This is a genomic window from Rhodoplanes elegans, from assembly GCF_016653355.1.
Classification (GTDB): domain Bacteria; phylum Pseudomonadota; class Alphaproteobacteria; order Rhizobiales; family Xanthobacteraceae; genus Rhodoplanes; species Rhodoplanes elegans.
In genome coordinates, this window is the sequence record NZ_NHSK01000224.1 from 1 (window position 1) to 12,542 (window position 12,542).

A 12,542-nucleotide genomic window follows, 5' to 3' on the forward strand; every position below is an offset into this window, starting at 1 on the left:
GGTGTCGCCACGCGGACCCGGCGTGCCGCGGGCGCCACGGGCGGCGCGCTCGCGTCGCTCCTCCTCGGAGGGCGCACGCGGCGTGATCGGGCCGGAGAAGTCGCAGCCGGCCTCCTCGGCGAGCCGCTCGCCGAGCTGCTCGCGCAACACCCGGGTTCGGACCTCCTCGATGTCGCCGTCCAGAAGCTCGCCGAGCTGGAACGGGCCGTAGGAGACGCGGATCAGCCGGTTCACCTGCAGGCCGAGCGTGTCGAGGACGTTGCGGACCTCGCGGTTTTTGCCCTCCCGGATGCCGATCGTGATCCAGACATTGGCGCCCTGGCTGCGGTCGAGCGTCGCCTCGATCGGGCCGTACTGGATGCCGTCGACCTCGAGGCCGTTCTTGAGCGCGTCGAGGGCACGCTGGTCGACCGCGCCGTGGGCGCGCACGCGATAGCGGCGCAGCCAGCCGGTCGCCGGCAATTCCAGTTGCCGGGCGAGGCCGCCGTCGTTGGTGAGCAGCAGCAGGCCCTCGGTGGAAATGTCGAGGCGGCCGATGCTGATCAGCCGCGGCAGATCCTCGGGCAGCGAGTCGAAGATGGTCGGCCGGCCCTCGGGGTCGAAGCTCGTCGTCACCAGGCCGACCGGCTTGTGATAGAGGAACAGCCGCGTGCGCTCGGCCGCCGGCAGCGGCTCGCCGTCGACCGTGATGCGGTCCTTACGAGTGACGTCGAGGGCCGGCGAGGTGATCACGCTTCCATTGACGGCGACGCGGCCGGCCTCGATCCATGCCTCCGCGTCGCGGCGCGAGCACAGGCCGGCGCGCGCCATCACCTTGGCGATGCGCTCGCCGTCGGGCGGGGCGGGGCGCTGCGCGGGCGCGGTGTCGGGCGCTGAATCGTCTCGGGGCTTGTCCGGCATGGTCTCGATCTTGGATAAGGAGCGAGCCTGATAGCAGAGTTCGCGCGCGGGAACGAGCTTTTGACGTCTTTCATGGACCTGGCGCTCGCCGAGGCGCGTGCCGCCGGCGACGCCGGCGAGGTGCCGATCGGCTGCGTGATCGTGCGCGACGGCGCCGTGGTGGCGCGTGCCGGCAACCGCACGCTCGCCGACCGCGATCCGACGGCGCATGCCGAGATGCTGGCGATCCGCGCCGCCTGCGCGACGCTCGGCTCGGAGCGGCTGCCCGACTGCGACCTCTACGTCACGCTGGAGCCGTGCCCGATGTGCGCGGCGGCGATCTCGTTCTCCCGCATCCGCCGATTGTACTACGCCGCGACCGACCCGAAGGGCGGCGCCGTGGAGAGCGGGGTCCGGCTCTTCGGGTCCCCCACCTGCCACCACCGCCCCGAAGTTTACTCCGGGATCGGCGAGACGGCGGCCGCGGAGTTGTTGCGGGCGTTTTTCAGGGAGCGGCGGTGAGTTTCCGTTCGTAGCACTCGTAGGATGGTCAGCGCCGCAGGCGCGTAACCCGTCACCGGCGCTGTTCGGTGGGTTACGCGCCTGCGGCGCTAATCCACCCTACAAAAACGAGAACTGTCACCCCTCTAGCAGCACTGAAAGATCCCGCTTGATGTCGTCCTTGATGGCTTCGCCGGCCCGGATGATGGCGATGGCCTGGAGGAAGTCGAGGAGGCGGAAGATCGCCACGTTGGGGCGGATCAGCAGGTCGGGGCGCACCCGCTTGAGCTTCTCGGCGACGAGGGCATGGCCCATCAGCGTGATGGTGGCGGACACCGAGTCGAACGCCTCCGGCACCGCGGTGTTCTCGCGCGGCGCCGTCGAGCAGTCGACCGCCACGACCACGTCGGCCCGGCCGGCGAGCTGGGTGAAGGGCAGCGGATCGACCGCGGCGCCGTCGACCAACACGCGGCCGCCGTATTCGACGGGGCGCAGCAGGCCCGGGATCGCCATCGAGGCGGCGATGGCCGGACGCAGCGGGCCGTCCGAGAACACCACCTCGGCCTGCCCGAACAGGTCGCTGGCGACGACGAGCAGCGGGATCTTCAGGTCCGAGAACGACTCGGGGATCGCCTCGGGCAGAAAGGCGGCGCAGAATTTCGCCGGATCGAGCAGCACCGGGTTGTGGCCGAACGGCACCCGCAGCAGGCTCGACCAGGCGAACCCGGCGGCGCGGGTGCCGAGCAGCCGGGCGATCAGCGCGCCGCGGTTCTCCAGCGTCGCGATGACGTGGCGGCGCAGCGCTCGTGGGCTCATCCCGGCCGCGTAGGCGGCGCCCATCAGGGCGCCGATCGACGAGCCCGAGATGGCCGTGGGCTTCACGCCGAGCTCGTCGAGCGCCTCGAACACGGCGATGTGGGCGAGCCCGCGCGCCCCGCCGGCGCCGAGCGCGAGCGCGAAGGATTTCATGGCCTCTGCCGCTTACCCGACGCCGTCATGCCCGCGCTCGTCGCGGGCATCCACGCCTTTGCGGCAAGTCCGCAAGGACGGCGTGGATGGCCGGGACGAGCCCGGCCATGACGGGGCAGGGAGTCCAACTGTTCGAACGAGCCCCTCACTGGCCCTCCGCGAAGAACGCCAGCAGCGCCTTCTGGGTGGCGGCCGGGTTCTCCTCCTGCGGGAAGTGGCCGGAGTCGATCGGTTCGCCGCGCACGTCGTTCGCCCAGTCGCGCCAGGTGGCGAGCGGCGCGTTCTCGCTGGGGATGCCCTTCGCCCCCCACAGCACCAGCATCGGGCAGGCGATCTTGTTCCCGGCGGCGCGGTCGGCCTCGTCGAAGGCCAGATCCGTGGTGCGGCCGGCCCGGTAGTCCTCGCAGCTCGCGTGGATGCGCAGCGGATCCTGGAACGCCGCGCGGTAATGCGCCAGCGCGCGCGGATCAAAGGGCGTCAGATCCTTGGTGCCCGACCAGCTCGCGATCTTCCAGTCGAGGTAATAGACCGGATCCTTGCCGATCATCGTCTCCGGGAACGGCGCCGGCAGGGCCAGATAGGTCCAGTGCCAGACCTTGTAGGCGAGCGTCTGGTCCATGTTGTGCCACATCGCCCAGGTCGGGACGATGTCGATCACGGCGAGTTTTTCCAATCGTCCCGGATGATCGAGCGCCAGCCGATAGCCGACGCGGCCGCCGCGGTCGTGGCCGCAGAGCGAGAAGCGGGCGTGGCCGAGCGCCTCCATCAGGTCGATCATGGCGGTCGCCATGGCGCGCTTGGTGTAGGGCGCGTGGTCGGCCCCGGCGCGCGGCGCCGCCGACCAGCCGTAGCCCGGCAGGTCCGGCAGGATCAGCCGGAAGTGCTTCGCCAGCGCCGGCGCGACCTTGTGCCAGATCACGTTCGACTGCGGATAGCCGTGCAGCATCAAGAGCGGCGGCCCGCTGCCGCCGGAGCGGGCGAACAGCTTGCCGGCACTGGTGTCGATCCAGTGCGATTCGAAGCGGGGATAGAGGTCGGCGAGATCGGACATCTGCGACTCCAGCATCATCGATGCAGCACGCGCGGTCCGCATCGGCGGATCGCTCACCGCAGCATAGCCGGATCGTCGCGGCGTCCGTAAGACGCCGTTCGAGGGGGCGGGGGCCGCCTCATCACCCGCGTCGCGCGAGCCCCTTGGCGCCGATGTCGCGGCGCCAGAAGCCGCCCGGCCAGCGGATCTCGCCGACCGCCGTGTAGGCGGCGGCGCGCGCCTCGGCGAGCGTCTTGCCGGTCGCGCAGACGTTCAGCACGCGGCCGCCGACCGCGATGATCTGCCCGTCGCGCTCGGCCGTGCCGGCGTGGAAGATTTCCACGTCGTCGACCGCCATGGCGTCGCGCAGGCCGTCGATGACGCTGCCCTTCTCGGTGGCGCCGGGATACCCCTTGGCGGCCAGAACCACCGTGATGGCGGCGGCGTCGTGCCAGGCGAGCGACACGTCCTTCAGGGTCCCGTCGCAGGTGGCGAGGAGCGCCGGCACCAGGTCGGAGGCGAGCCGCAGCATCAGCACCTGGCACTCGGGGTCGCCGAACCGGCAATTGTACTCGATCAGCTTCGGCCCCTCGGCCGTGATCATCAGGCCGGCGAACAGCACGCCCTTGTACGGACAGCCCATCGCGGCCATCGCCGTCAGGGTGGGGCGGATGATCTCGTCCATGGTGCGGGCCGTGATCGCGTCGGTCATCACCGGTGCCGGCGAGTAGGCGCCCATGCCGCCCGTGTTGGGGCCGACATCGAGATCGAAGGCGCGCTTGTGGTCCTGGGCCGAGGCGAGCGGCAGCGCCGTCTCGCCGTCGCACAGAACGAAGAACGAGGCCTCCTCGCCGGTCAGGAAGTCTTCGACGACGACGCTGGCGCCGGCGGCGCCGAGCGAGCCGGAGAACATCGCGTCGATCGCCGCCTCGGCTTGGCCGGGCGTCTCGGCCACGACGACGCCCTTGCCGGCGGCGAGCCCGTCCGCCTTGACGACGATTGGGGCGCCCTTTTCCCGGATATAGGCCTTGGCCGGCTCCGGGGCGGTGAACACCTCGTAGGCGGCGGTCGGGATGCCGTTCGCTCGGCACAGCGCCTTGGTGAAGCCCTTGGAGCCCTCCAGGCGCGCCGCCGCGGCGGTCGGCCCGAACGCCTTGATCCCGGCCGCCGTCAGGGCGTCGACCAGGCCGGCGACCAGCGGCGCCTCGGGCCCGACCACCACGAGATCGACGGCATTGCCCTGGCAGAAGCCGATCACGGCATCCGTGTCGAGCGGGTCGAGGGCGACGCAGTCGGCCTCCTGGGCGATGCCAGCATTGCCGGGGGCGCACCACAAGCGGTCGAAGAGCGGGCTCGAAGCGATCTTCCAGGCGAGCGCGTGCTCGCGTCCGCCGGAGCCGAGAAGCAGGATGTTCATGCGCGAAGGGCCGATGGGGGTCTAGAGGACGGATCGGCCGGTCTTATAGCAGCAATCGGCAGCCGTAACCTCTGCAGGCGTCGTCCCGGAGCGCGGCGAAGCGGCGAGCCCGGGACCCATACGCCCTGTCTCGCGTAAGCCATCAGGACGGGGGATATGGAGTCCGGGCTCGCGGCCCTGCGGGTCGCGCCGGAATGACGGCCGGATGAATCGCGGCCGCCCTCACGCCTCGCCGTGGGTCTCGAACATCACGGCTTCCATCGCCTCGCGGGGCGACTTGCCGGCCCAGATGACGAACTGGAAGGCCTGGAAGTAGCGCTCGCAGGCCTCGGTCGCGGTGGCGAGCATCGACTCGCATTGCGGACCCGAGGCCTCGACGCCGCCGGCCAGCACCAGGGCGTGGCGGAACATCACGAGCCCGTCGTTGGCCCAGAAATCGAAATGGCCGACCCAGAGTTGCTCGTTGATCATCGTCACGAGCTCGAGCAGCTCGGCGCGCCGGCGCTCCGGGACTCTCAGATCGAACGCGCAGGCGAGATGCAGCGCCTCGATCTCGCCCATCCAGGTGAACGAGATCTGATAATCGGTCCACTTGCCCGTCATCACGAGCGTGACCTCGTCCTCGCTGGACCGCGCGAAGGACCAGTCGTTGACCGCCGCGATCCGCTCGACGATGTCGACCGGATTGGCGCTCCGCGAGCTCGTGATCTCCATCAACGACATGTCGCTTCCACCCCTCGAGTGCCGGACGCGGGAGAACGCACGCACGCACGCCACACCACGGCACGCGCCGGGTGTCCGAAGCGCCCGCCCGCAGGCGTCCTGCAGGGCGGGATCGACGAACACCGAATCACTCGGTACTTCGACTATAGAGCGCGCCCTGGTCCGACGGAATCGGGTCCCGCTCCGCATCTTCGTGCAGTTCACATCCGTCCCCGGACGGCGCGTTTCGGGCGCCGCCGGACCGGCCGTGACGGCCGCGACGCGATCGTCGCGGCCACCCGAAAGGGTTCGTTCATTCCGCTGAATCGCGCAACGACCGCCCGGTGTCGGTCCACAGGGAACCGGAGTTGTCCCCGCGACAGTTTGACTCGGGTGGGCGATGCCTCTGGACGCCATTCTGAATCAAAAGCGGAACGGATCGGAATCGGAGCCGGAACGAGTCGGGGCGGCGCGCCGACACGATGCTCGACGTGAGTCGGCCACGATCGTGAGTCGGTCGTGATCAGGACAAGTGATCAGGGAGGAGCGCACGGCATTTCGAAGTGACACGCCGGCGATTCCGGTGGAGCGACCGCCACGGCATTCGTCATCCCGGGGCGCGGACCTTCAGGTCCGCGAGCCCGGGATCCATACGCCCGGTGTGGATGGCTCACGACGACAGGGGATGTGGGTCTCGGGCTCGCGCCTGCGGCGCGCCCCGGGACGACCGGCACTGCGATGTCGCACGGATGATCCGCGACGAGCGGGCCGCCACTGTCGAAGCGAAAGCTCCGCTCAGTCGAACAGGCTCGACACCGACTCTTCCGCCGCGGTGCGGCCGATGGCTTCGCCGAGCAGGGTGGCGATCGACAGCACCCGGATGTTGTCGGCGACCCGCACCGCCTCGGTCGGCTGGATCGAGTCGGTGATCACCAGCTCCTTGAGCCGCGACGCGGTGATGCGCGCCACCGCCCCGCCCGACAGCACGCCGTGGCTGATATAGGCGTAGACGCGCTCGGCGCCGTGCTCGAGCAGCGCATCGGCGGCATTCACCAGGGTGCCGCCGGAATCGACGATGTCGTCGACCAGGATGCAGGTGCGGCCCTCGACGTCGCCGATCACGTTCATCACCTCCGACTCGCCGGCGCGCTCGCGCCGCTTGTCGATGATGGCGAGCGGCGCGTTGATGCGCTTGGCGAGCCCGCGCGCCCGCACCACGCCGCCGACGTCGGGCGACACGACCATCAGCTTGGAGAGCTCGAAGCGCTCCTTGATGTCGCGCACCATCACGGGCGAGGCGTAGAGATTGTCGGTCGGGATGTCGAAGAAGCCCTGGATCTGGCCGGCGTGCAGGTCGACCGTGAGGACGCGGTCGGCGCCGGCCCGGGTGATCAGGTTGGCGACCAGCTTGGCCGAGATCGGCGTGCGGGGACCGGGCTTGCGGTCCTGCCGGGCGTAGCCGAAATACGGCAGCACGGCGGTGACGCGCCGCGCCGACGCGCGCTTGAGCGCGTCCATGATGATCAGGAGCTCCATCAGGTGGTCGTTCGTCGGGAACGACGTGGCCTGCACGACGAACACGTCGGCGCCGCGGACGTTCTCCAGAATCTCGACGAAGACCTCCATGTCCGCGAAGCGGCGGACGACGGCACGGGTGAGCGGCGTCTTCAGATACGCGGCGATCGCCTCGGCGAGCCGCGGATTGGAGTTGCCTGCGACGAGCTTGATCGCTCCATTTTTGCCAGGCATTCCCGACCTCCTGAACGCCCACGCGAGCGACTAACCTGACCGGCGGCGCCTGAATACAGGGCAGGCGTGGCCGGCGCAATACGACGGTTTTGTTATCCGGAAGGTTTTCGCCCGCGTATGGTGTCGCGAGGACACGTCTGCTCGGACTAGTTAATGTGCGACGGACGCGGCCCGTGGGCGCCGGGTGCCGCGGATGTGGCGTTCAAGGCATCGTCGACGCGTCGAAGGCGGCGAGCGCCATGCCGGTGTCGGCCGGCGGGGCTGCGTCGGGCGCAGGCGCGCCGCCCGGGCCGGAGGGCGCCGGGCCGGACGGGGCCGGCGTCGAGCGCGGCGCCGCCATGAAGCCGGCGAGCCGGTCCATCCCGGACGAGGCCATGCGGCGAATCACCTGCTCGTCGGCGGCCGCCCAGGTGTTGCTGCCGGCGCCGCTCACCGGCTCCTCGCCGGACATCCGGTACACGCGGCGCTGGTCGGCGTCGTAGACGTCCCACACCCAGCTGACCACCGACTTCTTCGGCGTGACGATCGTCGCCGTGTAGACCCGCACGCGATAGTGGGCCGGGGTCTGGCGCGACACCACGGCGAGCTGGCGGGTCTGCGCCTCGCTGGTCAGCGACTGCACCATGCGGGAGAAGACGCTCTCGGGCGGCCCGTCGATCGATTCAAAGGCGACGGTCGCGCGCCCCGTGGGCGCCGCGGCGACGGCCGGCCCGCCGGCCTGCCCGGTGGTCTGGGTGCAGGCGCCACACAGGAGCGCCAGCAGGATCGCGCCGATCCCGCCGCTCCTCGCGCCCCGTGCGGACGGCGCGGAGCGCCGCGCCGGTCGAGCCTGCATGAATTCGATCCCCGTGCTCCGCGGCCCGGTCGAGCGGGTCCGTCGGGCGGTGTCCCGCCTCGTTCGGTAACACTTACTTTACCGTAATTGTGGCGAGGATCCAGCCGCGGGGATCGGAGCGGCGATCGTCAACGGTTTTTAAAGAGGTGTGGCTTCGAAGCCTCGCTCGCCCGGGCGAGGCTCACGGCATCAGCGCGATGGCGTTGACGTGGCGGCCGTAGTCCGGCTCCCCCCGGTGGGTGGCCCGGCGGAACGAGTAGAAGCGCGCCTCGTCCGCATAGGTGCAGACGTCGAGGTCCTCGATGTGGCGCAGCCCGGCCGCCGCGAGGCGCGCCGCGATGTAGCCGGCGAGGTCGAGCATCTCGCGGTCGCCGGCGCCGGGGGCGAAGAAGCGCGCATGCGCCGGGTCCTGGGCGACGAACAGCGCCTTCACTTCGGGGCCGATCTCGTAGTTGCGCTGGCGGATCATCGGCCCGATCGCGGCGACGATTTTTCCACGCGACGCACCGAGGGACTCCATGGCTGCGATGGTCGAATCGGTGACGCCGGCGAGCGCCCCGCGCCAGCCGGCGTGCGCCGCGCCGACCACCCGGGCCTCCGGATCGGCGAACAGCACCGGCCCGCAGTCGGCCGTCGAGGCGCCGACCGCGAGCCCCGGCGTGCGGGTCACGATGGCGTCGAGCTTCGGCCGCCCGGCCGCAGTCCACGGCGTCTCGGCGACGATCACGTCGGCGGAATGGATCTGGATGGCGCTGAGCAGACGGTCGGGCGCGACGCCGACGGCCGCCGCCATGCGGGCGCGGTTTTCGGTCACCCGGTCCTGGTCGTCGCCCGAGCCGAAGCCGGCATTGAGACTGGCGTAGAGCCCCTCGGAGACGCCGCCCTCGCGGGTGAAGAAGGCGTGCTTGATGCCGGGCAGGGCGGAGAGCGAGCGGGCGGTGAGCATCATGGGGCAGTCTCCGTCGGGCCGGTCGTCGGGCCGGCCGGCAGGCCGGGCAGGGGGCCGAGTGCCGGGTCGGCGAGGCCGAGCGCCTTGAACAGGGCACCCATTCCGGTTTTCGTCGTCGTGTCGAGCAGACGGGCCAGCGCGGCGTCGATCTCGGCCGCGCGCTCCGGGTTCTTCGCCTTCAGGGCGGCGGCCCGCGCCTCGATCCCGAGACTTTTCAACAGGCTCGCCTGGCCGACGGGCCCGTGCACGGCCGCCCCGGCGGCGCGTGCCGTCGTGGCGAGCGCGAAAAAGTCCACATGGGCCGTGAGGTCGGCCTCGCCGGGCGAGGCCAGCGGGTCGGTGAAGGCATGGCCGCGCACCGCCTGCAGCGTCTCGCCGGGCCCCTGGTCGACGTGGCCGTAGTCGATCACCAGGGCGCCGCCGCCCCGGGCGACCCTTTGGGCGAGCGCCGCGACCGGCCCGGCGTCGCGCCACTCGAACACGGTGCCCGAGGGGGCGACGCGCCAGAAGTCTGGGACCCGCTCCGCGATGTCAGGATCGGCCGGGCCGAGCGTGAGGACGAAGCTGCCGTCCGGGCCGAGCCCGATCCGCCGCTCGCACCAGCCGTCGCGCGACTTCTCGGCCTGGTGCACGGGGAGGGCGTCGAAGAACTCGTTGGCGACGACGATCGCCGGGCCGTCCGGCACCTCGGCGAGGTCGCGATGCCAGGCGACCGGCACGCCGGCGCCGGCGAAGGTCTCGCGCTGGCGCGCCGCGAGGACCGGGCTTGTCTCGACCAGATGCACGTGAAGCGCGTCCCGGAAGCCCGGCAGCACCCGCGCCGCGCGAAGCATGTCGGCCATCATGGTGCCGCGGCCGGGGCCGAACTCGACCAGCCGGACCGGCGACGGCGCGCCCATCTGCTGCCAGACAGCGGCGGCCCAGACTCCCAAAACCTCGCCGAACATCTGGCTGATCTCGGGCGCCGTGACGAAGTCGCCGGCGCGGCCGAGCGGGTCACGCGTCGCGTAGTAGCCGTGTTCCGGGTGGCCGAGGCAGAGCGCCATCCAGTCGGTGAGCGGCAGCGGACCCGCCTCCGCGATCGTTCGGCGCAGCAGGTCGGCGAGGGGCGAGGGCGGCGGAGCCGTCATGCCGCCTCGGCCGGCGTGGCGCGGCCGAGCGGCGGCCGGCGCAGCGCGTGGACGACGAACCCGACGCCGGCCAGGAACAGCGGCACCGACAGCAGCATCCCCATGGTCATGCCGCCCCACAGGAAGCCGAGCTGCGGGTCGGGCTCGCGGAAGAACTCGCAGAACGAGCGAGCGACCGCATAGAAGCAGGCGAACAACCCGACGGTGAGCCCGGGCCGCTTCAGCGCGCCGGCCCGGACGGCGAAAAACAACAGCAGGAACAGGGCGAGCCCCTCGAGCCCGGCCTCGTAGAGCTGGCTCGGATGCCGCGGCAGCGGCCCGCCGCCGGGAAACACCATGGCCCAGGGGACGTCCGGCGCAGGCCTTCCCCAGAGCTCGCCGTTGATGAAATTCGCGAGCCGCCCCAGGAGGATGCCGATCGGTGCGACGGCGCAGGTGAGGTCGCCCACGGTCGGGATCGACAGGCCGCGCGAGCGGGCGAACAGCACCACGGCGGCGACGCAGCCGAGGAAGCCGCCGTGGAACGACATGCCGCCTTCCCACAGCTTCACGATCTTTAGCGGATCGGCGACGAACAGGTCGAAATTGTAGAACAGCACATAGCCGGTGCGGCCGCCCAGGATGATGCCGAGCGTCACCCACACCACGAAGTCGTCGAAGTCGACCACGGTCAGCGGCGCCGGCCCGCCCCACAGCCGCTCGTTGCGGATGAGGGCGCGGGCATACATCCAGCCGAGCAGGATGCCGACGATATAGGCGAGCGCGTACCAGCGGATGGCGAACGGGCCGAGGCTCACCAGCACCGGGTCGATGCGCGGGAACTCCAGGACGGCGAGCGGCATCGGCGGTCTCTTCGGTGGAACGGTTCGGCGGCGGGGCGGTTCGGGTGATGCGGCGCGCGCCGCCGCGCGTCAAGCGGCGGCGCGTGGCGGCGGCGACAGGGCGGCGGATCGCCGGCCCGGCCGACCACGGCGCTTGCGTCGCTGCACCGCGATCGCCATTGTCTGCCGCGACCGACACCCATTGCCGATCATGCGTTCCGGAGACGACATAACGATGGCCCAGACGACGAGCCGGTTCTTCGACGAGATGGCCCGACTGATGAACGACGCGGCCGGCGTCGCCCAGGGCGTGCGCCGCGAGGCTGAGACCCTGATCAAGACCCAGGCGGAGCGCATCCTGCGCGACATGGACATCGTCCAGCGCGAGGAGTTCGAGGCCGTCAAGGAGATGGCCCGCCTCGCCCGCGAGGAGAACGAGGTCTTGAAGGCCCGCCTCGCCGCCCTGGAGGCGAAGCTCGCCGCCTCGGGCTCGAATGGCCTGGACGCCGGCACCACCGCGGTGGTGTGAGGCTTCGGCCGCGACTGGGCTTTTTCCCTCTCCCCGCCGTGCGGGGAGAGGGTGGCTCGCCGCGCCGCGGCGAGTCGGGTGAGGGGGCGTCTCCGTACAGCAGAGACTCGCGGAGGCGCCCCCTCACCCGGACTTCGCGCCTGCCGGCGCAAAGTCCGACCTCTCCCCGCGCGGCGGGGAGAGGTGACGCGCCGGGGCGCGCTCGGCCGAACAGTCCCTTCCTTGTCAATCCGGGCGGCGCTTTGCTATAAGCCCGCGTTCCGCGGCCTGCACGCACCCCTGGAGGCCGGCCGCGCCGCCGCGTCAGCGGCAATCTTCATCCGTGCATCGACCGGGCGGGGCCGCGCGAGCGGGCGTTCCCGGTTGGAGAGAGGACACAACCATGACGACCGTCAAAGAGCTGAAGGCGACGTCGCGTCCGCGGGCCGGCAAGGGGGCCGCCCGGGCCGTTCGTCGCGAAGGCCGCGTTCCCGGCGTGATCTACGGCGACAACAAGCCGCCCGTCACCATTTCCCTGGATTCGGCCGAGCTGCGTCAGCGCATCTTCGCCGGCCACTTCCTGACGACGATCTTCGACGTCGAGCTGGACGGCACCAAGCATCGCGTGATCCCGCGCGACTATCAGCTGGAGCCGCTGCAGGACCGCCCCGTGCATGTCGACTTCATGCGGCTGGGCGAAGGCGCCACCATCCGGGTGCGGGTGCCGATCCGCACCGTCAATCCGGAAGGCGCCCCCGGCATCAAGCGCGGCGGCACCGTCAACATCGTCACCCACGCGGTCGAGCTGCGCTGCCCGGCGGACGCCATCCCGGAGTCGATCGAGATCGATCTCGCCGGCATGGAGATCAACCACTCGCGGCACCTGAGCGACATCACGCTGCCGCCGAACGTCAAGACGGTCGGCAAGCTCGACCCGACGCTGGTCACCCTCGTGCCGCCGTCCGGCTATGCCGAAGAGCAGCGCGCCGCCAAGGACGCGGCGGGTGCCGCTCCGGCCGCGGGTGCGGCGGCTCCGGCGGCCGGCGCCAAGG

At 71.0% G+C, this 12,542-nt stretch carries 13 protein-coding genes; 3 read left to right on the forward strand and 10 right to left on the reverse strand.

The window, feature by feature from the left end; translation table 11 throughout:
- Positions 1-900 (reverse strand): pseudouridine synthase (locus tag CCR97_RS25485; protein ID WP_201159995.1); only part of this gene is annotated, 900 nt, incomplete at its 3' end.
- A gap of 72 nt (positions 901-972) precedes the next feature.
- Here CCR97_RS25485 and CCR97_RS25490 point away from each other — a divergent pair.
- Positions 973-1,401, forward strand: a complete 429-nt coding sequence (locus tag CCR97_RS25490) for a nucleoside deaminase (RefSeq protein ID WP_111360420.1) — start codon at positions 973-975, stop codon at positions 1,399-1,401.
- Between the two features lie 117 nt (positions 1,402-1,518).
- On the opposite strand, the gene CCR97_RS25495 is transcribed toward CCR97_RS25490, so the two are convergent.
- From CCR97_RS25495 to lgt, 9 genes are all read right to left on the reverse strand, one after another.
- A complete protein-coding gene (locus CCR97_RS25495) occupies positions 1,519-2,349 on the reverse strand; it encodes a patatin-like phospholipase family protein (protein WP_111360419.1) in 831 nt (276 codons plus the stop codon).
- Positions 2,350-2,494: 145 nt separating this feature from the next.
- Positions 2,495-3,400 carry an alpha/beta fold hydrolase gene (locus tag CCR97_RS25500; RefSeq protein WP_111358534.1) on the reverse strand — a complete coding sequence of 302 codons (906 nt, stop codon included), beginning with the start codon at positions 3,398-3,400 and terminating at the stop codon, positions 2,495-2,497.
- A 121-nt stretch (positions 3,401-3,521) separates the two neighbouring features.
- Positions 3,522-4,796 carry a phosphoribosylamine--glycine ligase gene (purD, locus tag CCR97_RS25505; protein WP_111358533.1) on the reverse strand — a complete coding sequence of 425 codons (1,275 nt, stop codon included), beginning with the start codon at positions 4,794-4,796 and terminating at the stop codon, positions 3,522-3,524.
- 222 nt (positions 4,797-5,018) lie between these two features.
- A complete protein-coding gene (locus tag CCR97_RS25510) occupies positions 5,019-5,519 on the reverse strand; it encodes a type III secretion system chaperone family protein (RefSeq protein ID WP_111358532.1) in 501 nt (166 codons plus the stop codon).
- 774 nt (positions 5,520-6,293) lie between these two features.
- Positions 6,294-7,247: a ribose-phosphate pyrophosphokinase gene (locus CCR97_RS25515; RefSeq protein ID WP_111358531.1), complete on the reverse strand. Its 954-nt coding sequence runs from the start codon at positions 7,245-7,247 to the stop codon at positions 6,294-6,296.
- Positions 7,248-7,449: 202 nt separating this feature from the next.
- Positions 7,450-8,082, reverse strand: coding sequence for a hypothetical protein (locus CCR97_RS25520; RefSeq protein ID WP_111358530.1), 633 nt, complete (start codon positions 8,080-8,082; stop codon positions 7,450-7,452).
- 181 nt (positions 8,083-8,263) lie between these two features.
- Positions 8,264-9,031 carry a peptidoglycan editing factor PgeF gene (gene pgeF, locus CCR97_RS25525; protein WP_111358529.1) on the reverse strand — a complete coding sequence of 256 codons (768 nt, stop codon included), beginning with the start codon at positions 9,029-9,031 and terminating at the stop codon, positions 8,264-8,266.
- Positions 9,028-10,161 carry a class I SAM-dependent methyltransferase gene (locus CCR97_RS25530; RefSeq protein WP_111358528.1) on the reverse strand — a complete coding sequence of 378 codons (1,134 nt, stop codon included), beginning with the start codon at positions 10,159-10,161 and terminating at the stop codon, positions 9,028-9,030. Before CCR97_RS25530 ends, pgeF begins: the two co-directional genes overlap by 4 nt.
- Positions 10,158-11,003, reverse strand: a complete 846-nt coding sequence (gene lgt, locus CCR97_RS25535; protein WP_111358527.1) for a prolipoprotein diacylglyceryl transferase — start codon at positions 11,001-11,003, stop codon at positions 10,158-10,160. Before lgt ends, CCR97_RS25530 begins: the two co-directional genes overlap by 4 nt.
- A gap of 214 nt (positions 11,004-11,217) precedes the next feature.
- On the opposite strand from lgt, the gene CCR97_RS25540 reads away from it, so the two are divergent.
- Together CCR97_RS25540 and CCR97_RS25545 are read left to right on the forward strand one after the other, a co-directional pair.
- Positions 11,218-11,511: an accessory factor UbiK family protein gene (locus CCR97_RS25540; protein WP_111360791.1), complete on the forward strand. Its 294-nt coding sequence runs from the start codon at positions 11,218-11,220 to the stop codon at positions 11,509-11,511.
- Between the two features lie 382 nt (positions 11,512-11,893).
- Positions 11,894-12,542 (forward strand): 50S ribosomal protein L25/general stress protein Ctc (locus CCR97_RS25545; RefSeq protein ID WP_201159996.1); only part of this gene is annotated, 649 nt, incomplete at its 3' end.

Coding starts and splice junctions, on each gene's coding strand:
- lgt (WP_111358527.1), bottom strand. CDS start 11,003: ATGCCGCTCGCCGTCCTGGAGTTCCCGCGCATCGACCCGGTGCTGGTG.
- CCR97_RS25520 (WP_111358530.1), bottom strand. CDS start 8,082: ATGCAGGCTCGACCGGCGCGGCGCTCCGCGCCGTCCGCACGGGGCGCG.
- CCR97_RS25515 (WP_111358531.1), bottom strand. CDS start 7,247: ATGCCTGGCAAAAATGGAGCGATCAAGCTCGTCGCAGGCAACTCCAAT.
- CCR97_RS25540 (WP_111360791.1), top strand. CDS start 11,218: ATGGCCCAGACGACGAGCCGGTTCTTCGACGAGATGGCCCGACTGATG.
- CCR97_RS25495 (WP_111360419.1), bottom strand. CDS start 2,349: ATGAAATCCTTCGCGCTCGCGCTCGGCGCCGGCGGGGCGCGCGGGCTC.
- pgeF (WP_111358529.1), bottom strand. CDS start 9,031: ATGATGCTCACCGCCCGCTCGCTCTCCGCCCTGCCCGGCATCAAGCAC.
- CCR97_RS25490 (WP_111360420.1), top strand. CDS start 973: ATGGACCTGGCGCTCGCCGAGGCGCGTGCCGCCGGCGACGCCGGCGAG.
- CCR97_RS25530 (WP_111358528.1), bottom strand. CDS start 10,161: ATGACGGCTCCGCCGCCCTCGCCCCTCGCCGACCTGCTGCGCCGAACG.
- CCR97_RS25510 (WP_111358532.1), bottom strand. CDS start 5,519: ATGTCGTTGATGGAGATCACGAGCTCGCGGAGCGCCAATCCGGTCGAC.
- CCR97_RS25500 (WP_111358534.1), bottom strand. CDS start 3,400: ATGTCCGATCTCGCCGACCTCTATCCCCGCTTCGAATCGCACTGGATC.
- purD (WP_111358533.1), bottom strand. CDS start 4,796: ATGAACATCCTGCTTCTCGGCTCCGGCGGACGCGAGCACGCGCTCGCC.